The sequence below is a fragment of the Pantoea sp. JGM49 genome, from assembly GCF_018257655.1.
Classification (GTDB): Bacteria; Pseudomonadota; Gammaproteobacteria; order Enterobacterales; family Enterobacteriaceae; genus Pantoea; species Pantoea communis.
Genome location: NZ_JAERJM010000006.1, coordinates 160575 through 184213 on the forward strand (window position 1 = coordinate 160575; position 23639 = coordinate 184213).

Genomic DNA, 23639 nt, shown 5'->3' on the forward strand with positions numbered 1-23639 from the left:
GCGCTGTCCTAGGCCTCGCCCAGATAACGCCACGTCACGGGCTGCTCTTCCTCCGTGTGCCTGTCACGCAGGGGCCAGGGGCGGGAATGAATGCGCGTTATGCGGTCGGCCGGCATCGTATCCCCCTCCCTGAAGTGACGCACCTCTTCCGGGCCTGTTCCGCTGTCCGGTATCCAGGCCGTCTGCCAGTAGCCGCTTCTCGGGCAGGGTTCTCCGCTGTGGCACAGCAGCAGCGACGCGCTCTGTTTATCAAAGTCCGGTGATGCCGGCAGCGGCCTGCCGGTCGCCGGGTTCAGGTGCTTCTCCTTCGCCAGCCGGACAATCAGCGCCTCGTCCGGTTTTTCCGGCGGGATGTTGGCTTCGCGGGCCTCCAGCCACTTCAGCTTGCCGTCCCATTCCGGCAAAGGCGCGGGCGGTAGCGGAACGATGTCGTTGATTTCGGGTACGGTGGGATGGGCGTAGGAGTAACCTGACAGTATATCGTTGATGAGCATGTAACGATGAGCACGCTCAGGGTCTATATGTTGATTAAGATAGTAAAGCCTATCATCAGCCTCAGGGCCATTAAATCCATTCCCCAAAAATCTTGCTGAGCTTGCATTACCTGCCGCCACTCCGAGCTGGAATGCATGCAAAGCCTCTGAATACTTTTTATTTATTTTGAGGCCAACCCCCAGCGATACTGCTGCCTCGCCATTACCTTGCTCAGCTGCGCATAGCAACATCTGTTTTGCAACGTCGGGGGCAATGTCAACCGGTTCAAGTTTATCGCCCACATAGGCCTGTGCCAGAGCACTCCCTTCATCAGCCGCCTTACGATAGTAACGCAGCGCCATGTCCTCATCCTGCTTCAGCCCCGCAGTTCCATGCTGCAGATAGATGGCGATAAAGTAGTAGCCGCTGGCGACTCCGGCATCGATAAGCTGCTGGCTGAAACGGCGTCTTTCTGATGCAGTCAGCCCAAAACGCCCGCGCAGCGACCCGTTCTGCAGATTAATGGTGGCTTTGGCATGTCCGTTTTCAGCCGCTATGCGATAGAGACGGGCAATTTCCAGGTCTGTGGCCTTGTCCTGCTTAAGCTGGTTGTTCACCTGCAGCCAGCGCGCATATCTGAACAGTATATCAGCATCAGAATGTATCTGCGGAATGACCTCATGCAGGCATGTAAAAGCCAGGCGATCATTGATATTATTCAGGGGGTCCACAGCAGTATCCTTTCTTGCCAAATTTGAAAAATTATTTTGATCACAAGCCGTCAGTAAAAGGCTTATTAGTAATATGAGTTTTTTCATTAATCTAAGTTCTTAAGGTTTGCACTCAAGTAGAGGAAATTAATAATCGATGCTTCCGGACTTTCTTTATTTTCCATTAAATTTTTATTATTGAGGAGCAAGTCTTCCCAAGCTTCAAATGCATCTTTCGGATTATCATTCCCTCCCTTGCCGTTAGTATGTAAATTCCATAATCTTCTTCTTAAATCCCGCGTCACACTTCCCCACTCATGAGCAATATTCATCTCACTGTCCACCTGCATACTGCGGGTGTTAATATTGGCAGAACCATGCGTGGTAAACACGTCATTGATAATCATCAACTTGGAGTGAATATAAACAGGCATCCATTTATCTGGCGGAGAATCCATTGCGACCAGCGAGCACACATGCACTTTCAGACCTGGTATATCTACAAGGGGAATAACGCTCTCATCTATTTCTTTCTCTTTTTCTTTTATTGCAGCATCCCGTTCATAAATGTATTTCAGCTTCTCTCCATAGGGAGCGTTGATTGAGGGGTCGCTGGGCAGGCTGTTTCGAAACTCTTCTTTCAGTTTAAGCTTGGTGATACCCGGCATGGTATCGGCCCGTCCAAGTAAATCCAGCATGCGCTGGGTATTAACGGTACCCGACCCTATCCCCTCATCTGTAACATTTGTCACTACAAACAAATGCAGAACACCATCTTTTTTAGAGTCGCGACCATTTTTTATCTGTTTTGCTACAGTTTCAGTAATTAATTTGGCCAGCGGCGGCCATCGGAAATACTGATTTTCAATATAAATAAACTGAGTGGCATTGTTAACTGCCTGCAAATAAAGCGTCTCGATATCCCGTTTTTGTTCCTGTGCCTGAGTACGAAGCAGTTGAGCCATAATCGGCGTGCCGTATTCAGGGCGGGGCTTCAGTTCTTTGGCCACTTTCTTTGCATTACGCGAAGCCAGCAGATCCTGATGCGTTTCCTTACACCACGCCTTAGCAAAATTCTCGTGCAGGTGTTCCAGTATCGGGCCCGTTACCTGGCTTGAGATATCCTGGCGCGGGAGAAACCCGCTGGCTCCCATATTGGATGCATACGCATCCACGCTGCCTGCCCGACGCCTGGATGAGTGCTCATCTGTATCCCAGTACTCATCGAGCATGTTGTGGCCCATCACAAAACCCACTGCATGCTCCGGTAATTCATAATCCACCAGGACTGTTTTCTGGTGATGAGTGGCTGTCGCCGCCAGAAGTGCCACGGTCATTTTACTGATGTCTTTATCAAGTGCATGCAGTGCTGCCTGATATCGTATCTCCGCACGTTCATCAACATTGAAGCCCCTGCTTACAAACTGCGGGAATTGCTTTAATCTTTTTGGCGTTGTTCCGATACCGACTGAAATCTCTTTAACCGTATTAAACAGGGCATACTCTGCAAACCATTTCCTGTCATTCGCATATTGCTCATCCGTCGCGCTTTGTCCTGCCCGATCTTTTATACGCACAATGCCTTTGCCGGGCAGATTGGCTTCACCTGCTCCCCCTGCTGAATTGAGTGGCATTTTCCAACCCAGTACTCGCACTTCCACGTTGTTTTTTCTCGCAACGTCAACGAGTAACTCTCCAATCGAGGGGGCCTGCCCATCGCGGATAAAATACATTGAAGGCTGGAAACCCCAGCAGATGATATCCACTGATTTCTTCGCATTCGCAATGGCGTGATGAACCGCAGCAAAAGCCTCTTCACCATTGACCAGCGGCTTGTAGGTCGCCAGGGTTGGCGGGTATTCCGTATTCTGAACAAACCAGGGAGAGGTAATCACCCCGTGATCCGCTTCATGAGGGGCAATAGGGACAACAAAAGGGTCCTTTTTCATTAAACTTCATCCTTGTCGTTTACATTACCCAAGAGGCGGGCATAGGTCATACGGTGGGCAGTATGGGTGTAGGGCGTATTAATGTCAGAACTGGCCATCGATGGATGATGATGGAACCCAAGATTAGCCAGTTTGCCCTGCTCCGGGTTAGTGTATGCATCAACGACAGGGATCTGATAACGCACACCATTAGCCATTTCCAGTGTGTACTCTCTGGTCACCACTTGATGGTCAATTGGGAGTTGGCCGCTCTTGTCCAGTACACCTGATTTAACCAACGATCCATCTGCAAAAAGGGAATATGGCATGCCAGCCCAGCTTATTTCAGGAGCGTTAGGTGCCTGTGGAATATGTAAACGCAGCGATTGTTTTACATTTTCTTGCAGCGCCGGATATTCTGGATGACTGGCATCCATATTGGCTGGTTCACTGTAAGCAAAGTCGGCTGCTCTAATATTGCAATCACCGTTGGTACCTAATTCAATCTTGTACGGGTCAAGGGTAATGTAGGTTCCCCCTGCATTCAGAACAATTTTCTTCTTAGCAACAATATGAATTTCATCTTCTGTGCTGGTTATTTCCAGCCCCTGCCGTGCCAGCAATTGGAGTTGATCATTTTGCGCCTGAATAGTTACGGGGCCTTGGTTAGCGATAAGCTTAATACCTAATTTTCGGACAAACAGACTCACCCCATGGCCAACCCCCACGAACAATCGTTTCACAATGCCAATATCAGTATCAGCACCAGCGCTGAACGTGAGATTTTGCCGCGCTGCCAGCTGCAAATGCTTACCGCTTGTTAAAGCAATCCCCTCTGGTGCACTCAACACCGCAACGGCCTCTTTCAATTCTTTAATTTGTTCGCGCATGAAAGAAAGCTGCGCCTCTATTTGTGCTGGTTCCGCTTTCGCAGACTGTGCATCTTTAGAGAGGGAATCCATCTGTTCAGCAGACTGTTTAAGCCTCTCCATTGCCGCCTGCATTTCCAGTATTGGCCCTAGTGCCTTAGGTTGTTTATCTGCAGAAATAAACAATCCGGCCCCACCCCGCACCGCTATGTGCTTGTCCGTGCGAAGTTCAGCACCCTCTCCTCTTAGTGTTCCTGAAGCATCTACGTTATGACCAAGATTAAGCTGCGTCTTACCCCCATACTCCGTGCTGAGCTTAATATGCTCCTCGCCACGCTTGTCCTCCATGCGAATCTTGTTCAGACCAGCTGTACGGATAACATTGCGCGTGCTGTTTTTTTCGGTGACGTGATCAACGTGGCGTGAATCATGCAGCGCATGAGCGATATAAGGCTGGTCCGGGTCACCCTCACGAAACGCTATTGCCACCTCCGTCCCCTGTATCAGCGGGAAGTGGAAGCCGTACATATCTCCGCCGTAAGGTTTTGCGAGGCGAACTGGCATGCTTTCGAGGCCGCGCTCTCTACCCTCCTCGTCCGCATCAAATGCCACACGATATAGCCCGGATGCATCCTGCCAGGCATAGATGTCGTTGTCTTTCGCACTTGTCACGCGAGCCGTCATGGTGCCGCTGACTTTAGGACGAGCAAGCAGTGCGGGGCGCCAGCATAGCGTTTCGCTGTAAGGCACCGCATTCAGCGTGGCCTGGAAGGCTGAACGTCGGCTCGCACTGACATTGATTTGGGTGATTAAAACGGGACTCTGCAACTGTGCAGGCAGCGTGGGTATGCCTGTTTCGGTAACAGATAAAACATGTCCGGGGCTGATAAAAGCATCGTTGCAAATACCGGATATCAGCGTCTGCCGGGCAAGAAAACGTTCATGATCGAGACGGGCATAAAAGTTTGCGGTCTCGGTCTCCGGAGTAAACTTATCGCCGCTGTAAGGATGGCGGGGACGATAGTGATAAACCTCCCCGTAAGAGATATTCTCACCATCACCCCGTGTCATATCGGCCTTCACCGACCGCAGCAAGCGCTGTGCCTCACGGTGGTTGTAATCCTTTGCTATCACACCCGCTTCAACCACGTTGTGGGTCAGATCCAGGTTCCAGATGGATTCCTGAGCTTTGTCTTCCAGACCTGACGGGCTGTTCAGCGGAAGCGACCTCTGATCGGCATAAGCGCTCTGCGCGTCACCAAAACGGATGACTTCAGTCTGAGTGTCGTGCTGAAGTGTGAAGTAATAGAAAATTCCGAGTTCGGACAACAGACGCTGTACAAACTTCAGGTCACTTTCCTGATACTGGTTAATCTGCTCTCTTTTGGGGTAGTCATGCTTCAGGCTGAATTCATATTCCCACCCCTGAAAACCATGCTCATCCAGGATCTGACTGACGACTTCCGGAACGGATTTATTCACAAAGAAACGGTGTGAGCGGAATTGTTTATCCAGAAGCGCAAAGCGGGGTTCAATAATAATGAGATAACTAACCTGGTCTGCGGAACCCGTCAGACGGCGGAAGTCAGTGATATAACCGTGAACAATTTTCTGCGAATCGGGTTCCAGCAAAGAGCCGGTTCTCATGGTCAGCGTTACCGCTTTGCGCAGCATCTTCTCTGGCGAGATGTCTTTATCGGGGCTGGTGAAAAGCACGTCATATTGGTAATTCGCGCTCAGCACTTCCGTACCGTTCAGACTCTCAACATCAATAACAGCATTGCAGGCGGGAATGTGAAGAGAGTAGCGATTCTGGGTAGACGATAAAACCGATGCTGCGCTAAGTAACATTTCACTTGGGGTCATTGTCATTCGCTCCGTGATGACGGATGGTTCAATCCCTTTCAGGAATGCGGGTTAGATAAGAATTCAGTGTATTGAGTTGAAACGGTCAGGCATTTAATAAAATTAAACGCTAATATCCGCGGCCTATGTAATAGGTGATTTCGTTCCGCTGAAGGGGAACGCTGACAACGCCCGTGTTGTAAACTTTAAAAGCCACGGAAAAGTTCCTGATCGGTTTACGCTTGGTCTGAGTTGTCAGACCAAACTGAGCAACATAAACAATTTCTGAACTGTTGATAATGTCCTCAGTCAGGCAGAGAAGCAGACTGTTATCGGTTCTATATTCTGCTATTCCTGGCTGCTTAACAGAGTTCCGATTTTCTCTTTCAAAGAGGTAAAAATATGAAAATGAATAATTATCAGGTTTTAATACAGTGAAGCATATGCGGCCATCAACTTTGCTGACCAACGTTTGCTGAGAAGGTGTAAATTTATCGCCAATACAACCTGACAATACAAACACCATGAGTAAAGGGGCGTTTTTTAATATCGATGACACACCTGAAAATAATTGCCTTTCTCTTAATGCATTATAGAAACTTGATGGGATTAAGTATTTACAATAAATCAAATTCTTCTACCAAGATAATGTACAACCTCATCCTATTGCAATGGAATATTCACAAAAGCTCCATCTTTAAATTCCATCACAGTGGAGAAAAACCTTAGATTCTGACGATTTTTACTCGGTTTTAGAACAAACCTTACAATATATTTCCCCTTAATTAAATTCATGGAAGTAAAATCGCTTAAGCATATACACTCATTATTGACCACCTCCACAGCATCCCTCCCCACAAACTCTCTATTTTCGCTTTGCCCCCGCTTAAAAATTGTTACATTTCCTACAGTAACATCATCGGCGCGCCTGACTTTAAAACATACTTTATTTCCTTTACCTTCAACTTCAGCGACTTCAGAAAACGTAACCTTGTCTCCAACACAACCAGTTGTGATAAATGCAACAATCACAGGCAACCAATTTACTTTTGGGATGAAATAATCCTTCAACATGGAAAACCTTAGAGAACACATCTATACCTTTCATCGAGAACAGGCTGGGTACGTTCGTTTGCTAACGATATTTAAAATTCCGTTTTTTCGTCAACATAATCTCACTCAGAGATGAAGCTTGGGAAATAATCTTCTCTTTTTAATGGGAAATTATAGACCCGACTATTCTTCAACCTTATGGCCGCTACTTTTCTAAAGGATGGAAGTGTTTCCAGTCTGGACAATAGACCATAATGAATAATATACTCTTTTTTTTCTGATGCAGGCAACCAGGATAATGGCATGCAACGTTTATTATTTAATGCTATTAACTCGCTGCCATCGATTGTTTTCCTAAGCCCTGAGCCATCTTTATTTTTTATTGAAAAAACACTGAAATAATACGCTTTGTTCTGGGCTATATTCATACATAGCATATCATCAATAACGCTCATATCGGCATCGCGTTCAAACCCGACAGGATCTTCTCCCAAAGTACACCCGACTATAGCGAAGCATGTGAATATGACAATGAAATATAATTTCATAGATTTCACCATGGAAAACTTCTTAATGCTTTCATATAAGCTAAACAGGCTTCAGGCTCACTCAATGCTCTAACAGATTTGACATGGTCATACAACCTTAACTCATTCCATCGACCAAATCCCCACTCAGTAAGAATATAGTTATCAGCAATTATTTGAGCCTGTTGCTCCAGCGAGTATTCACTCAATAGTCGGCCGTCAAGATCATAAGCATAAGTAGCCATACAACTGAGCATACCGCGATAGATAACGCACATAGCCTGATTACTCATAAGACGAAGAAACGCCCTATGTATGAAATTAGTGCTGGTCAGTCCGTTGATAAACTGAACCGCTAATATCCCCGCCCCATGTAATAACTGATTTCGTTTTGCAGCAGCTGAACACTGACAAATCCCGTTTTGTCAGCTTTGAAAGCCACAGAGAATTTCCTAATCGGTTTATGTTTGGTCTGTGTCGTCAGACCAAACTGCGCAACATAAACAATTTCTGAATCGCTTGCTGTGTCCTCAGCCAAGCAGAGAAGCAGGCTGTTATCTGTTCTATATTCTACTATTTCTGGCTGCTTAACAGAGTTCCGATTTCCTCTTTCAAAGAGGTCAAAATATGAAAGTGAATAGTCATCAGGTTTTAATACAGTGAAGCAGATGCGGTCAGCATCTATGCTGAGAGGAGCAGTATCTGAAAGCGTGAACCTGTCTCCTAGACATCCTGCCAGGAGAAATACGATTACTAACAAATCCAACCTGCAACTAATTCTTCTCTGAGGTATATTCACCAAGGGAATCCTCTCAACGCATGTTTATATTTCTGCGAAATAAGAGACTCATCCAGGTTGCCGTCCAGCGTGACATAACTTCGACGCCGATACTCCAGAAATGTATTATACCCCTCACTCGCCAGTAGAAAATTATCTGCAATAATTTGTGCCTGTTGCTCCATCTGATACTCACTCAGTAGCCGTCCATCCAGTTCATAGCGATAGCTCGCCAGCCAGCTTATGAGCCCCCTGCATATTACGCACATTCCCTTTTGGCGCTGCCATATATGGCTGAGCTCGTGTATAAAAGTATGTCTGTCCGCAAGGTCGCTCTGAGCCAGGTCAGCAAAATCGTTCCGGTAAAGTGGCGGACGGTAATATATTTCTCCCGTTGGCGTCATGGCAACAGCTTCATTTTGCAAACCAAACGGGAGATAGCTGTCTTTATGGATCCATACCTTGTGATAATCAATTTTGTCCCGGAACACCGTCCTGGCAAGCACGATTTCCCCTTTACTCATCAGCCGCAGGCTACCTTCTTTGGCTGCCGCATCTCTTTCAGTTTTGTTCATGAATGAGATTCTCAAATGTCATCAGCACACCGTTCTCATCGTTCCAGTCCAGGCTGAGAGTGCCAGGCAACTGCCCGCTGGCCTGAGACTGCAAAAGCTGCTGACTCAGCACCGGTAGAATCTGCTGGTTGAGCAGGTTATCGACGTTGCGTGCGCCAGTGTCTGGCAGCAGGCATGCGACGGTCAGAGCATCGTACAGCGCGTCCGAAATCTCCGTGCGCAGGCCGTAGTGGCGTTGTAGCCGCTGGCTGACCTGGCCGAGCTTCATTTCGACGATGGTGCGCATCGCCTCAGCAGCCAGTGGGCGGTAAATCACCGTCTGGAAGCGCGCCAGGAGTGCGGGCTGGAAATGGTCGCGGATTATCGGGCGCAGCAGTTCCTGCAGGTCAGCTTCACTGGCGTCCGGCTGTTCGTCCAGTTTCTGCATCAACGCGTCGCTGCCGAGGTTAGAGGTCATCAGGATAACGGTGTTGCGGAAGTCAATCTCCCGCCCCTCGCCGTCGCGCATAAAGCCCCGATCGAACACCTGGTAGAACAGGTTAATCACGTCGCGGTGCGCCTTCTCCACCTCGTCAAGCAGTACCACGCTGTATGGACGTTTGCGCACCGCCTCGGTCAGCACGCCGCCCTGACCGTAGCCCACGTAGCCCGGCGGCGAGCCCTTGAGCTGGCTCACGGTGTGTGCCTCCTGATACTCGGAGAGATTGATGGTAATCAGCGATTTCTCGCCGCCGTAAAGGGTATCAGCCAGCGCCAGCGCGGTTTCCGTTTTACCCGTACCGCTGGTGCCGACTAGCAGGAACACGCCCTGCGGCCCGTTCTCGGCGGTCAGGCCGGTTTTCGATGCGCGCAGGCGCTGTGCAATGGCGTTCAACGCCATCGGCTGGCCGACCACGCGCGCTCCGAGCGCCTTCTCCAGCGTCAGCAGCTCCGTCTGCTCGTCCTTCATTAAAGAAGAGAGCGGCACGCCGGTCCAGTCGGCAATCACGCCCGCCACCGTGCGTGCGTCCACGTCCAGCGTCATCAGCGGCTCGCCCTGCTGCAGCGCGTGCAGGGCGGACTGAAGTTCTGCGCGGCGCGCCTGCTGAGTGGCATCCTGCCGGCTGGCCAGCAGCGTCTGCGTCAGCTCGCGCTCGGCCACCCAGCTCAGCTCCAGCTGTTCGAGACGTTCGTCAGCGCTGGCCAGTTCTTTCAGAATGTCATGCATGCGCGCCTCCTGAACGGTGCCGCCCAGCGCTTGATCATCCAGGATAGCGCGCTTCACAATATTCAGGGCATCCGTGCGGGCACGCAGTTGCGTGATAGCTTCCGGCACCGTGTCCTGGCTCATGCGCACGCGCGCGCTCGCGGTGTCGAGCAGGTCTACCGCCTTGTCCGGCAGCTGGCGTCCGGTCAGGTAGCGACGGGACAGCGTCACGGCGGCGCGCACGGCTTCGTCGGTGATGTGCACACCGTGGTGCTGCGCGTAGCGAGACTTCAGACCACGCAGCATCAGGCAGGCGGTCTCGTCGTCCGGCTCATCGACTTTCACCATCTGGAAACGGCGCTCAAGTGCGGCATCCTTCTCGAAGTACTGCTTGTACTCGCTCCAGGTCGTGGCGGCGATGGTGCGCAGTTCGCCGCGCGCCAGTGCGGGCTTCAGCAGGTTAGCTGCATCCGCGCCGCCTGCCTGATTGCCCGCGCCGATGATGGTGTGGGCTTCGTCGATGAACAGCAGCACCGGTTGCTCAGCCTGCTGCACCTCAGTAATGATGTTCTTCAGGCGCTGCTCAAACTCACCCTTCACGCCCGCGCCCGCCTGCAACATGCCAAGGTCCAGGGTGCGCACGCTGACCGTGCTCAGGCTGGCTGGCACGTTGCCTTCCGCAATGCGCAGCGCCAGCCCCTCGACCAGCGCGGTTTTGCCCACGCCTGGTTCGCCCACCAGAATCGGGTTGTTCTTGCGGCGACGCGAGAGGATGTCCACCATCTGGCGGATTTCATTATCGCGCCCATACACCGGGTCAATCTTCCCGCCCCGCGCGTCGGCGGTAACGTCGCGGGTGAAGCGGGACAGCGCCTCAGCGGTGGTAGCAGGCGCAGCGCCCGCCAGCGCAGGTGGCTCGCCCTCCTCTGCGTTCAGGCTCCCCAGAGGTTCGTTCGGCTGCAGCGCGTCCGGGCGTTCGTCCGACTGCTCGTCCAGCAGCGGGCGCAGCGCCGTCATCTGGCGCGGGCTCAGCGTGAGGATTGGCCAGAGTGCGTCACAGCGAGTCAGCGAGTGGTTGCCAATGATGGCTGTCAGCAGGTGTACGCTACGGATGCGCTCCTCACCGTCCACCGAGGCCGCCAGCCAGGCCTCCTTCAGCAGGTGGTGCAGGCGAGCCGAAAGATCCGGGCGGCTGCGCACCAGGCGAGGCTGACCATCCAGAAATCTCAGCAGCCCCTGCCAGACGCTGTCCATGTCCCACTCATAGCGGCGCGCCATGACTGTGATATCGCCCTCACCCTGCTCCAGCAGCTTCAGCAGCCAGTGCTCGGGGAATATTTCCGCGTGCGCGCGGGTCTGGCACAGTGAGGCGGCGGCCTCCAGCGCGCGGGCGCAGAAGGGGTTAAGACGGCGCAGCAGCGCTGCAGACTGGTGTTCCATTGGTATTCTCTCCGTTGCTGGCACGCTACCGCCCCTGGCCGTAAACCGAGGCCCATAAGGTCTGTAGTATCTGCACATCAGTGTGTTTTTCAGGCGTGCACCCGCGCGCAGGCGCACGCCTGAAAAAGCGGACGGCGAACCGTCCGCACGGGCTTACGCGGTGGCGCGTTCGTTCCAGGAATCGGAATGAATGATGTTGCCGTCCTTGTAGGTCCAGGTGATTTTTTCGTAGCGCAGCTCAATCATCTCCAGATGGTTGTGCTTCTCTTTGGAAGGATCTTTAATGTCGTGCATGACAGGATTCACCTTCACCACCTTCACGTTCTCAAGCCTGGTGTTGAAGTACTCGACTTCCTGTCCTGCATCGCTGATGCGATACCACTTGAACTCCGCCGACTTCAGGGTCTGACCGGTAGTTACGGCCTTGTAGAGGTACGGGCTCGACGAGTCGATTTCCTTGGTGAACAGGAACGGCGTGTGAATGCGGGTGCCGGTCAGCTTGCCGGTGTTGTTGTCGGTCGGGATGTACAGGTTATGCTCCTGTGCCACCACCTCAATGCTGCCCTCGCGGTCCTGCACGTCTACTGAACCCTTGATGTCCGCGCCGCCGTCGTCCTTCAGCCACAGATAAACTGGAATTGCCATGTTGTTACTCCTTTTCAGACTGAGAATGGCCATCATCCTGTGATGACCGGGTTTGTGCGTCCGGCACGCGGCAGGCGTCCGCCTGTGGCACCAGACTGATTTCGACCCGGCGGTTGAGCGCACGCCCCTCCGCCGACTCGTTTGTTGCAACCGGACGATCCTGACCGTAGCCCTGTACCGCGAAGCAGCTCTCCGGTACATCGCCGGTGTCGCGCATCCAGTCGCGCACCGCTCCGGCGCGCTTTAGCGAGAGCAGCTGATTGTTCTGCTGATTGCCGGTGCTGTCGGTATGGCCGGCGACGACAATCAGCCAGCCGGGTCGGGCCTTGATGCCCAACAGTGCATTGATGAGCACTTTGTCGGATCCCGCCCTCAGCGCCGCTTTGCCCGATTCAAACAGCGACAGGCTGTCAAGCCGCACCGTCTGTGGGCCCTGCACTACCTGCTGAACCACGGGAGCAGGCGCAGGCGGGGGTGACCAGCGGTGGATGGCTGTGTTTACCGGCGCACTAAGCCGCATGCCCTGATAAAGTCCCATTCCGAACCGCAGTGGCTCACCGCTGCGCTGCCAGGCATCCAGCAGCGAGCGATCATGGATAAGCGCATCGCGTGCAAGCATTTTTGCCGCGATTGCGTCCTCCGGCAGGCTGCGCCACAAGGCAAGGTGATCGGCCACGCTGCGCACAAGGCGCTGGTTATGAATAAAGGAAGCAAGCATGGCCAGCGCCAGAAACAGGCCCAGCATCATCCCGACCCTACGCGCCGTGAGCAGCCAGCGGCTGATACCCTGCCGCTGCCGCATACCGGACAGCAGCACATCCGGCAGCGGCAGTGAAGGCGGAGACGCATAGTTTTCAGGCGACAGTGTGGTCAGCCCGACGGTATGCTGCTGCCACAGGTTGCCCGGCAGCGACTGTACTGGTGTCAGGCAAACGCCGATCTGGCACGAGCTTGCGGTGTGCGAAGCCGCGAACTGCCCCGCATACCATTGCATCAGGCTTTGCAGTCTGAGTGCGTGATGAAAATGCAGGGGATCCCGGGTGATCCACTCCGCCAGCGAAAGGCGGGCGTCATTTTCAGGATGAAACTGTAATTGTTCTGGCGTATAGCTGAACCAATGCGTGCGCTCATCCACTGACGAGCCCCATATCACGGCCCACAATGGCGGCAACCCTTTCAGCACAACCCGGCACTGTGAATAGGCCCGCAGCCATCCACTCTGCTGCTGTGTCAATATGTCAGCGGAGGTGTGCTGCCCGGGGATGATCGCCAGCATCACTGAAAGCTGAGGTAGCAGCGCCGAATACTGCTGTGCCAGCCGTTCCGCCAGCGCGGGCAGTTCACCAGGCTGGCGCACGTTCAGATACCACCCCAGCCGGGTCTCCCGGTGTGTCAGATCACCAAACAACGGTGCCGTATCCCCGATAACCAGAATTACCGGCCCGCAATAGGTTTCCGGCGGCAGGCTGGCATCAATGTCCGGTTGGTGATCAGTGGCATTACGCTGCAAATGCCACAGAAGAAAACCGGCCACTAGCAGCACCAGCACACAGAGCGCCACCGTGTTCAACGGCTTCAGTCCCGAAAAGCCCACTACCAGCAGGATAGCGAGCACGGCTGCCAGCAGCGTCAGGCCCTGACGTGAATCGGGGCGGACCATTACTGTGCACCTGCCATGCGCGACACCATCTCTGCCAGCCTTGACTCCAGCACGAACCAGAGCCCGCCAAGCAGCACCACTGCTGCCACCCAGCTCAGCCAGTAAAAGCGGCGTCCGCTGCGCAGACCTGAAGGGCGTACCACCAGCGGCGCATCTTCCGGCAGCGCAAAAGGCGGCACGCGAACAGCCAGCGCACTCACCACGTCTTCACGACGCTCGTCATCCTGCGCGCGGTAATGCCCGACGAACCCCAGCTGCAGGGTGCGGTAAAAGCAGGTCAGCACCGTAATGTCTGCTGCAGGTTCGTTCAGCACGGTGCGGATGCGATCCCAGAGTGCTTCACCGCCGTTCAGTGAACCAAAGAAGCGCACCTGCAACGGGTCACGGGTCCAGCGCAGCCAGCCATCGTCCTGACTCCCTCTGTTTAGCACTGCCTCATCCAGCAGCACGCAGAAGGCATACAGCATGTGGTCACGGCTAGCCTCGCTGAACCCGGCCTCTGTCAACGCCTCGCGGGCTGTCTTCACCCAGCCCGCCGCACGTCGGTATAGCGCGTCGCCGTTTTCAATTTGCTGTCCGCAACGCAGCTGGCTGACCATCAGCCAGCCCTGAAAAAACAGACGCTCTGTCAGTGTGTTGGGATTATTCATGAGCGCAGCACCGCGTAGAGTTCCAGTTTCAGCTCACCGAGCGATTCCGGCGTGTAGAAGGTACAGCCACCGGAGGACAGCATTGCCCGGGCCGCGTCCGTTGAGAGATCCAGCGCGAAATACTGATTTTCCAGGCGTAACGGGATGGCCGCCGGGACATGCGGCAGCGGGCGGATGACCATACCGCTCAGCGCGATATTCACTACCTCTGACACATCGTCCTGGCTGCCTGCCTTGCACAGCAGCGGGAAACGCGCCTGAAGTTCATGATTTGGCAGCGAAGAGCGCACGGACAGATAGAAATCCGCCCCTTCGCGCAGGCGCGCATCGTGCAGCCTGCCCTTCCACAGCACCCCCTGTTTTTCCAGGTCGATGGCGATCACGCGGGAAGGCAGGCTTGCCTCCAGCAGCGTATCCAGCAGCGTGAACAGCGGCGGGAAAACCTGCTCTGGCGCGTTGTGTCGGTAGGCTGGGATATCGTCCGGCGCGTTCTCGAGGGAAAACGTCAGCAGACTCCCCGCAAGGCGCACCAGCTCACGATAAAGCAGTTCAGGATGGCGCGACGGTGACTGGTACAGCTCAGTCAGCACCGGCTCCGCGCTGTTCAGCGCATTGAGCAGCCAGAACAGGGAAACGTCGGACACGGCAAAATCCGCCATGCGTTCGTTACTTTCGCGGCGCAGTTGCATCAGACGTTGACGGCGTGCCTGCAGGCGATGAAGCAGGTCACCCAGCGCCGCGACCAGCGCCGGGCTCGCAGCCAGTGACAACATGGGGGGAATAAACGTGGTGTCGCGCATCCACTGCCCCTGAGCGTTGCGCACCAGACGGGCAACCGGACAAGTCAGGTACGCCACGTTTTCCTGATGCGCCAGCCGCAGGCGCAGCGCATAACGCTGTACCGCAATCTCGGTACGCTCGTGACCGGCCAGCTCCTGCACGCGCTCCCGGGTGGCGACCCAGCGGCGCGGACGTTCGCTGTCCGCCCCGTTCTCCAGATTACCGCCGTTGGCATTGATCACCGGCAGCGCCAGTACCACCTCTACGCTGTCCCGATCCATCACATCAGTCAGCTCACACACCGGTGGCAGTGTGTCAGCCAGATGGGTATCGACCAGTGAGCCATCCGCAAAGCGGACGGCAATGTGCGTTGCATTCAGTTTTGACAGCGCCAGCGCGCTATCATCGAACTCCGCACATAGAACGCCCCAGGGGTGTGCCAGCGTCATGCCAGCGACAGTACCTGCCACATGCGCGTCCCACATAGCCTGCTGCTGGAACTGTTGCGGCGTCAGAAACGCGCCGTCTTCCCATAACGGACGGTAAATTTTCATTCCGGATAGCCGCCTTACGCTTTCGCTTTTGGCATCTGAGATACCAGCGACAGATTGACGTCCATGCCTTCCACCTGGAAATGCGGCACTGCGAAGAGTTTCACGCGGAAGAAGCCCGGGTTATCTTCGATATCTTCCACAATCACTTTGGCATCGCGCAGCGGATGTGAAGCCTGCAACTCATCACCCGGATCGGTCATTTCAGTCACCAATCCACGCACCCAGGTATTCAGCTCCAGTTCCAGCAAGCGGCGATCTTTGGTGGTGCCGATGTTTTCGCGCTGAATCAGCTTCAGATAATGCGCGATGCGTGATAGCAGGAAGATGTAAGGCAGGCGCGCATTGATGCGACTGTTGGCGGTGGCATCTGCGGTGTCATACAGCGCCGGTTTTTGCGCGGAGTTTGCGGAGAAGAAGCAGGCGTAATCACGGTTCTTGTAGTACGAAAGCGGGATAAAACCGAGGTTCGCAAATTCAAACTCGCGGGTTTCAGGGATCATCACTTCAGAAGGGATTTTTACCTGATTGCCGGTGCCGAGGTCATAGAGGTGAATCGGCAGATCCTGCACCGCACCACCCGCCTGTGGGCCACGAATCTGCACGCACCAGCCGTTGTTGATAAAGCTTTTCACCATGTTGGCGGCGAAAGCGAAAGACGAATTGGTCCAGAGATACTTATCGTGGTCCGGCCCTTTCACCTCTTCAACATAGTTAAAACTGCGCACCGGCACAGTATCTGGTCCGTACGGCAAACGGCCCAGCACACGCGGCATGGTCAGGCCGATATAGCGAGAATCATCGGTGTCGCGGAAGGATTTCCACTTGATGTATTCCGCACGATCGAAGTAGTTGCCGATGTCCTTGATGGCAGCCACTTCTTCCATGGTTTCTTTGAGGAAGAATGCCGGCCCTGCAGAACCGATAAACGGCATATGGGCCGATGCAGCAACTTTCGAGATATTACGCAGCAGCGCGATATCCTGCGCAGAGGCATCGAATTCATAGGCAGAGATCACCGCGCCAATCGGTTCGCCGCCCGGCGTGTCGTACTCGGCAACGTAAGTCTGCAGGTACAGGCCGCTCTGGATAATTTCCGGTGCGTCTTCGAAGTCCTGACGCAGATCCTCTTTCGACACATCAAGCACTTCCAACTTCACGTTCTGACGGAAATCAGTTTTATCCACCAGTGATTTCAATCCACGCCACACCGATTCCACCTTCTGGAATTCGTCATGGTGCATCACCGCATCTAACTGGCGGCTGATCTGATAATCCAGCTCGGCAATGTGGTGATCCAGCAGGTTTTTATCCAGTTTTTCGACTTTCTCACCGCTGATTTTTAAGCGATGAAGAAACACCTGCATCGCCGCCGTGACGCGCTCGTCAGCAGTGGCATCTGACATCGCCTGATTGTCTTGCCAAACATTCAGGTCACTCAGTGAGCTAACCGGATGGAGATTAATTTTGTCGAACAGCGAGGCGTACACACCTTCCGCTGCAGAGTTTTCAAGCACGGTGGTGCCACCGGAAGACAGGGTTTCATTCTGAACTGACATCAGCATCGTCTCTCATTTAGTCCGTTAAAAGGGGTTCAGCCGTTATCGCTGGCAAGCGCAGAAAGTTCCGCACGCAGTTCGTCACTCAGTGCCGGGTCTTTCAGGATGATCTCCAGCTCTTTGCGGAAAGTGACGTTATCAAGCAGATTGGATTTGAGATCGCGCAGCAGATTACGCATCGCGAGCATCGCTTTGAGTTGCGGGATCTGACGAGCGACCTGTTCAGGTTCGAAGTCTTTGATGTTGCTGAAGGTCAGATTGATGGCCTGTTCACTGCCATCCGCTGACAAGGTATCCGGTACGGTGAGCCTTACTGATGGCGAGAAGTCAGCGAGCACGCTGTCGAAGTTGTTTTTATTGACGTTGACCTTTTCGCGTTCGCTCAGCACGCGATCTTCCTGACCATTACTGAAATCACCGGTCACCAGCAGTTTGAGCGGCAGCTCCATTTTGCGTGCAGCGCCGCCTGTATGAACGTCGAGTTTGATGTTAACGCGCGCTTTGGGTATTTCATTTTGATAAGAATTACTCATATTTACTCCTGTAAGTGAAGCGCGGAAAGCACGCTTTAAGCACACTTTCCTTGTGTGATTCTGCGCGAATATATCTTAGGCTCAATGCGGATAGCAACAGGGTAAGATGATCTTTGTGATCTGATTTATATAGGAAATTTCTTGCTTTTTATTGTAAGTCGTTGAAGTTGAGCGTGGTTAAGGCCAAGGAAGGGTCTGAAAATTTATGGTGTATACACTGTTTTATTAACTGAAATCGTTAAGATAAATCGCAAGAAATATCCTAAAAATTAATGTATTTCAGAGTGTGATTGTTAACCAAAAAAATTACTTATTGGCGGGTTTGGATATGAAAAAACCCGCCGAAGCGGGTTTGAAAGGAGGTTAACTATTACGCTGCAAGTGACTACTGACAAAAGCCCGGCAGCGATCAGAGAGCGGATCGCTAAACACTTGCTGTGGCGGCCCCGACTCTTCGATTTTGCCCTGATGCAGAAACACCGCTTTGTTGGAGACATCACGCGCGAAGCCCATTTCGTGGGTGACGATGATCATCGTGCGTCCCTCTTCAGCCAGGCTGCGGATCACCCGTAACACTTCGCCCACCAGTTCAGGGTCGAGAGCGGAGGTGGGCTCATCGAAAAGAAGCGCTTTGGGCTGCTGTGCCAACGCACGCGCTATCGCCACACGCTGCTGCTGCCCACCTGACAGCTGCGATGGCCACGCGTTGCGCTTTTCATACAGCCCGACTTTATGCAACAGAGCTTCGGCTTCTTCAATCACCTCTTTTTGACTGCGTTTCTGCACATGTACCGGCGCTTCAATAATGTTCTGCAGCACCGTTTTGTGCGGCCACAGATTGAAACTCTGGAAGACAAAACCCAATTGCATGCGCATCAGTTTGATACGACGCTGCTGCTCACGGCTGAGTTTCTCGTGGGGATTGTCAATGGTGACCACCTCATCCCCGACCGCGATTTCCCCGCCTTGCGGCACTTCAAGAAACGGAATACAGCGTAATAGCGTACTTTTTCCGGAACCACTGGCGCCAATCAGTGATATCACGTCGCCATCCTGCGCCGTCAGGCTGATGTCATGAAGCACCTCATGCCCGCTATAACTTTTTCTGAGATGACTCAGGGCGATAGTGGGTTTACTCATTGACGTGCTCCAACATGATAAGGTGACAAACGGCGCTCCAGCAGCGCCACCGCTTTACTGACCAGCACAGTCAGCAGCAGATAAATGATCGCCGCACTGATAAACACCTCCAGCGCGCGGAATGTCTCTGACACAATCGAGTCCGCGATACCGGTCATTTCCATCAGGCTGATAGTGCTGACCAGTGAAGTGGATTTGATCATCGAGATAATTTCATTGCTGTAAGCAGGCAACGCCTGACGCACGGCGAGCGGCAAGGTGATGCGGCGCAACGTCGTGAAGCGCGACATACCGCTGACTTTGGCTGCCTCAAGCGACTGCACGCTAACGGCATTAAGACCACCACGAAGAATCTCCGAGGTGTAAGCCGCATCGTTGAGCACCAGCGCAATCAACCCGCACCAGTAGGGATCGCGCAACAGCGGCCACAGCACACTCTCGCGCACTGCCGGTAAACTCCCCAATCCGTAATAGATCATAAAAATCTGGATTAACAAGGGTGTGCCGCGGAACAGCCAAACGTAAAAGCGGGCAAAGACGCTACCATAGCGATTCTGGCGCAACAGGTTGAGCAATAACGCTAAAATCCCCCCACCCAGCAGTGATAAAACGGCCAGATTAAGGGTCAGTGGTAAACCGCGTAGCAACGCGGTAAGCGTATGCTGTAAGAACGTGAAATCCATCGTGGCTCCTTACAACCGCGCGCGTTGTTGCCCGCGCATGGCCACTTTTTCCACATAGCGGAAAACAAAATCGGAACAGGTGGTGATGATCAGGTAGATCACCGCGCCGACGCTGTAAAAGAAAAATGGCATTTGCGTGGAGTTGGATGCGGTGGAAATCTGGTTCATGGTTTCCACCAAGCCCGTCACGGAAACCAAAGCCGATTCTTTAATCACCGACTGCCACTGATTGCCCATTCCCGGAAGAGCCGTGCGCAACGCCTGCGGCACAATCATGCGGCGAAACAACATCAGTCGTCCCATACCTGTCACCGTAGCCGCTTCCAGCGTGCCTTTCGGGATGGCGTAAAATGCGCCACGAAACACACCACTCTGGTAAGCACCAGAGATCAATCCGATGGCGATAGCCCCGGCGACAAAACCGTTAACATCAAACGGCCCCTGCATGCCCAACGCTTCCCCAACGAAGGAAACCACCTGGCGTCCGCCGAAGTAAAACAGGTAGATCACCAGCAGTTCGGGTACGCCACGAAACAGCGTGATGTAGCCATTGGCGAGACGCTGTTGCCAACGCGCACCACCAATTTGCATCCAACAGAGTAGGCTGCCAAGCACTGCGCCCAGCAGCCATGCACACAAAGAAACGGTGACGGTCACCGTGGCGGCGTCAAGCAACACGCCGCCCCAGCCTTCGTCACCAAAACCTAACAATTGCCAGTCAATAGTCATAAGCGCTCAGCATTACTCCGCAGGCGCGACGTTCTCGCCGAACCATTTTTCTGATAGCTGTTTCAGCGTGCCATCTTTGATCATTGAAACTAAAGCCGTATCCAGCGCCGCTTTGAGCTCCGGGTTGTTCTTCTGAATGGCAATCGCTGAACCCTGCCCTAACACGCCGCCGGAGAAGCCGTAACCGGTGCTGTTCACGGTATCGGTGTGTTTTTTCACATAGGCATTCAGGTTGGTACGTGACGCCATCACTGCATCAACGCGGCCGTTCAGCAGATCAGCAAAGGTTTCCGGACCAGCCTGATAAGTGCGGATGGTGGCAACGTCAGCCAGATATTTGTTGAGGAAATCAGCCTGAATAGTCGCGACCTGCACCGCGATGGTTTTACCTTTGAATTTCGCTTTCAGCGCATCGATGGCTTTCGTCATGCCCGCCTCATCACCCGCCTGAACGACTTCACCGTTACCCGGCAAAGTATCTACAGCGCTACCTTTCAGGGTCACAAAACCAGACACGCTCACGGTGTACTGATGGGTGAAATCCACCACTTCTTCACGTTTAGGTGTCACGGTAACCGCATCAATGACAGCATCATATTTGCCATCGACCAGGCCCGGGATCATGCCGGACCATTTCTGCGCCACGATTTCATATTTAAAACCGGCACGTTTCGCCAGTTCCGCCACCATATCGGGCTCATAGCCAACAATCTTGCCGCTCGGCGTAGACTGGTTGAACGGAGGATAAGCCGCTTCGGTTGCGAATTTCAGTGTGCCAAAATCTTTTGCCTGCACCAGTGCAGAAGTTGCCAGCAGCAACAGGCCAGCGGAAGCGGTAAACAGCCCTTTACGCATCATCATAAAACCTCTGAGTTCATTATTTTAGGAGAGTAAATCGATGGCTAAACGGGCTAATGCCTGAGTGCCTGCATGAATGCTGCGTTCGTCGGGTTGATAATCCGAATTATGCAGATGATCGTCGCGTCCCGGCGCACCGGATCCAATATGAATCTGGCAACCTGGCGCCCGCTCGGTAAACAGGGAGAAGTCCTCCGCGCCAAAACTGGCACTTGGTTTCGCCACAATCGGCTTACCAAACTGGTGCGACAAAATGGGTTCGAGCACATCGATCAGCGCATCATCATTCATTAACGGGGGCACGCCGCGCTGATAGTTGACATCAATGCGTGTATTCAGCGAAAGCGCCACACCGGCACAGATACGCTTAAAAGCGTGCTCAATGTGCGCGCGTGACTCAGGTGATTTCGCCCGCACAGTGCCCTGAATCAGGCAGCTATCGGAAATGATGTTGTGCGTCGAGCCACCATGAATATGGCCAATGGTTAACACCGCAGAATGCGCCGGATCGAGTTCACGTGAAATGATGGTTTGCAGTTGGCTGATGAGGTTCGCCGCCGCAATAATCGGGTCGGTTCCCATATGTGGGCGCGCAGCATGAGTGGATTTGCCGTGGACGACGACATCAAATTCGTCGCTGGAAGCCGTACTGGCACCGCGCGTCAGCGCAATTTCACCTGCCGCCAGCTCGGGCTTATTATGCAGAGTGATCGCCAGATCCACACCCTCAGCCACGCCATCAGCAATCATCGCCTCGGCGCCACTCTCAGGCGTCTCTTCGGCTGGCTGGAAAATCAGCCGCGCCGTGCCTTTTAACTGGCTGCGGTATTGCGCAACAATCGCCGCCACACCCAGCAGCGTCGCCGTGTGGATATCGTGGCCGCAGGCATGCATTTTACCGGGGTAGGTGCTGCTAAACGGTAAACCGGTCTGTTCCTGAATCGGCAGCGCGTCCATATCGGCGCGGATGAGGATGGTTTTGCCGGGCTGTTCGCCCACAATATCCACCACCACGCCGGTTTTTCCGACGCCTGTTTGTGGCGAAAGCCCCAGGCGCAGCAGTTCATGCTCGACGATATGCGCAGTACGAATCGTGTCGAACCCCAGTTCGGGATGCGCGTGAATATCACGGCGGATGGCAATCAGGTGCGCTTCCATGCTTTCGCTTTTGGCGCTGATGTCCCTGGCTAAAACATCTTTAAGGTCGGTCATAATTGCATTGATCTTTTCAGGCTGATGCCTGGCCTTTATGGCATTTTTATGATGATTGACCTTGTATTTATTCACAGCCATAGCAGGATTGCAACGCGCATTGCTAATGGTTACTTGCTGAAATATCGTGATATTTTGCTAATCCACTGCGTTTGCAGGATAAAAGCCCGGATTTGCATCTTCAGTCAGTTATAACATTCATAATCCACATGAGATCATCAGAATTACTGATTTTGTGATTGAACAAAAACGGAGCAATTTTTCGGCCACATACAGCTATTTTATTTGCTCAAGCAACCACGCACGCACGGCCTGTACGCTCGTGTGTTCACGTGGACGATGGGGAGAGACCAGATACCAGCCCGCGTCAACGTTCATTTGCTGAGGAAACGCGGGCACCAGACGACCGCGAGCAAGATCGTTTTCGACAAAGTGCGGACTGGTAAGGGCAATGCCCTGCCCGCTGACCGCCGCCTCTAAGGCCAGTGCAGTCTGGTTAAAACGCAAATGATGCTGATGGTGTAGCCTGTTGTGCGGGAAAAGATAAGAGAGAAACACTGGCCAAAGATGGTGCCCGTCATGCAGCAAAGCATAGCGCTCAAAGCTATCCCGAACCTGCGGATCGCCCAACCTAGCCAATAAATCCGGACTCACCACTGCCAATACGCTTTGACTGAACAGCAGCGTGGCATCCAGCCCTGCCCCAAACGGAGGACGACCATAACGCACCGCCAGATCAACCCCTTCGTGATGAAACTGCACCAATCTTTCTGAGGCCAGTACACGAAGGTCAATATCCGGCCACGCGGTGGTAAAGGCCGGTAAGCGAGGCAGCATCCAGCGGCTGGCAAAAGTCGGCGTGACACTCAAGGTCAGATGATCCGGTTCGGGTCGCAAAGCACGTGTGGCCTCATCGATCAACTCAAACGCCTGACGGACACTCACCGCATAACCTGCACCCGCTGCGGTTAACGCCAAAGTCCGTGGCAGCCGTTCGAACAGTTTCAGCCCCAGGCTGCTCTCCAGCCCACGAATTTGCTGTGCCACCGCGCCCTGAGTGACGCCAAGCTCTTCAGCAGCGAGGCGAAAATTGAGATGACGTGTCACCGCTTCGAATACTTTCAACGCATTAAGCGGCGGTAGCGTGGGAAACCCCTGACCCATCCTGTAGTTTTCCTATCGTCAATTGCGAATCAGACTGACTCTCTGCAACCGAATTTAGCCCCTATACTGCAATAAATCGACTTCTAATCT

General features: G+C 53.4%; 21 protein-coding genes. All 21 read right to left on the reverse strand.

What is annotated here, in order from left to right; genetic code table 11:
• Positions 1–8: 8 nt before the first annotated feature.
• Positions 9–1292, reverse strand: a complete 1284-nt coding sequence (locus JK231_RS12645; RefSeq protein WP_211728710.1) for a DUF6396 domain-containing protein — start codon at positions 1290–1292, stop codon at positions 9–11.
• Complete coding sequence (locus JK231_RS12650) at positions 1292–3133, reverse strand: phospholipase (RefSeq protein ID WP_211728711.1); 1842 nt, start codon at positions 3131–3133, stop codon at positions 1292–1294. Before JK231_RS12650 ends, JK231_RS12645 begins: the two co-directional genes overlap by 1 nt.
• Positions 3133–5847, reverse strand: coding sequence for a type VI secretion system Vgr family protein (vgrG, locus tag JK231_RS12655; protein ID WP_211728712.1), 2715 nt, complete (start codon positions 5845–5847; stop codon positions 3133–3135). The genes JK231_RS12650 and vgrG overlap by 1 nt, the downstream gene beginning before the upstream one ends.
• Before the next feature lie 642 nt (positions 5848–6489).
• A complete protein-coding gene (locus tag JK231_RS12660) occupies positions 6490–6900 on the reverse strand; it encodes a putative T6SS immunity periplasmic lipoprotein (protein ID WP_211728713.1) in 411 nt (136 codons plus the stop codon).
• Positions 6901–7001: 101 nt separating this feature from the next.
• Positions 7002–7427, reverse strand: coding sequence for a hypothetical protein (locus tag JK231_RS12665; RefSeq protein WP_211728714.1), 426 nt, complete (start codon positions 7425–7427; stop codon positions 7002–7004).
• Positions 7428–7432: 5 nt separating this feature from the next.
• Positions 7433–7699, reverse strand: a complete 267-nt coding sequence (locus JK231_RS12670; protein ID WP_211728715.1) for a hypothetical protein — start codon at positions 7697–7699, stop codon at positions 7433–7435.
• Between the two features lie 62 nt (positions 7700–7761).
• A complete protein-coding gene (locus JK231_RS12675; protein ID WP_141399008.1) occupies positions 7762–8166 on the reverse strand; it encodes a putative T6SS immunity periplasmic lipoprotein in 405 nt (134 codons plus the stop codon).
• 35 nt (positions 8167–8201) lie between these two features.
• Entirely contained in the window at positions 8202–8759 is a 558-nt protein-coding gene (locus tag JK231_RS12680; protein ID WP_097117604.1) for an ImmA/IrrE family metallo-endopeptidase, read from the reverse strand.
• Positions 8746–11385, reverse strand: a complete 2640-nt coding sequence (gene tssH / locus JK231_RS12685) for a type VI secretion system ATPase TssH (protein WP_211728716.1) — start codon at positions 11383–11385, stop codon at positions 8746–8748. Before tssH ends, JK231_RS12680 begins: the two co-directional genes overlap by 14 nt.
• A gap of 153 nt (positions 11386–11538) precedes the next feature.
• The gene (gene hcp / locus JK231_RS12690) at positions 11539–12030 is read right to left on the reverse strand and encodes a type VI secretion system effector Hcp (RefSeq protein ID WP_058960474.1); all 492 of its coding nucleotides are present in this window, start codon (positions 12028–12030) and stop codon (positions 11539–11541) included.
• Between the two features lie 4 nt (positions 12031–12034).
• Complete coding sequence (locus JK231_RS12695; protein ID WP_211728717.1) at positions 12035–13690, reverse strand: OmpA family protein; 1656 nt, start codon at positions 13688–13690, stop codon at positions 12035–12037.
• Positions 13690–14340 (reverse strand): type VI secretion system protein TssL, short form, encoded by a 651-nt coding sequence (gene tssL, locus JK231_RS12700; RefSeq protein ID WP_211728718.1) that lies wholly within the window; start codon positions 14338–14340, stop codon positions 13690–13692. Before tssL ends, JK231_RS12695 begins: the two co-directional genes overlap by 1 nt.
• On the reverse strand, positions 14337–15674 hold the full coding sequence (tssK, locus tag JK231_RS12705; RefSeq protein ID WP_211728719.1) for a type VI secretion system baseplate subunit TssK: 1338 nt from the start codon (positions 15672–15674) through the stop codon (positions 14337–14339). The genes tssL and tssK overlap by 4 nt, the downstream gene beginning before the upstream one ends.
• Positions 15675–15688: 14 nt before the next feature.
• Positions 15689–17236 carry a type VI secretion system contractile sheath large subunit gene (tssC, locus tag JK231_RS12710; protein ID WP_211728720.1) on the reverse strand — a complete coding sequence of 516 codons (1548 nt, stop codon included), beginning with the start codon at positions 17234–17236 and terminating at the stop codon, positions 15689–15691.
• Between the two features lie 29 nt (positions 17237–17265).
• The gene (gene tssB, locus JK231_RS12715; protein ID WP_045831911.1) at positions 17266–17763 is read right to left on the reverse strand and encodes a type VI secretion system contractile sheath small subunit; all 498 of its coding nucleotides are present in this window, start codon (positions 17761–17763) and stop codon (positions 17266–17268) included.
• Between the two features lie 363 nt (positions 17764–18126).
• Positions 18127–18903, reverse strand: coding sequence for an ATP-binding cassette domain-containing protein (locus JK231_RS12720; protein ID WP_034822286.1), 777 nt, complete (start codon positions 18901–18903; stop codon positions 18127–18129).
• Positions 18900–19586 carry an ABC transporter permease subunit gene (locus JK231_RS12725; protein ID WP_211728721.1) on the reverse strand — a complete coding sequence of 229 codons (687 nt, stop codon included), beginning with the start codon at positions 19584–19586 and terminating at the stop codon, positions 18900–18902. The genes JK231_RS12720 and JK231_RS12725 overlap by 4 nt, the downstream gene beginning before the upstream one ends.
• Positions 19587–19595: 9 nt before the next feature.
• A complete protein-coding gene (locus JK231_RS12730) occupies positions 19596–20315 on the reverse strand; it encodes an ABC transporter permease subunit (RefSeq protein ID WP_034822289.1) in 720 nt (239 codons plus the stop codon).
• Positions 20316–20327: 12 nt separating this feature from the next.
• The gene (locus tag JK231_RS12735; protein ID WP_034822750.1) at positions 20328–21173 is read right to left on the reverse strand and encodes a transporter substrate-binding domain-containing protein; all 846 of its coding nucleotides are present in this window, start codon (positions 21171–21173) and stop codon (positions 20328–20330) included.
• 24 nt (positions 21174–21197) lie between these two features.
• Positions 21198–22385: a M20 family metallopeptidase gene (locus tag JK231_RS12740; RefSeq protein ID WP_080748138.1), complete on the reverse strand. Its 1188-nt coding sequence runs from the start codon at positions 22383–22385 to the stop codon at positions 21198–21200.
• A 276-nt stretch (positions 22386–22661) separates the two neighbouring features.
• Entirely contained in the window at positions 22662–23549 is an 888-nt protein-coding gene (locus JK231_RS12745) for a LysR substrate-binding domain-containing protein (protein WP_211728722.1), read from the reverse strand.
• Positions 23550–23639 lie beyond the last annotated feature (90 nt).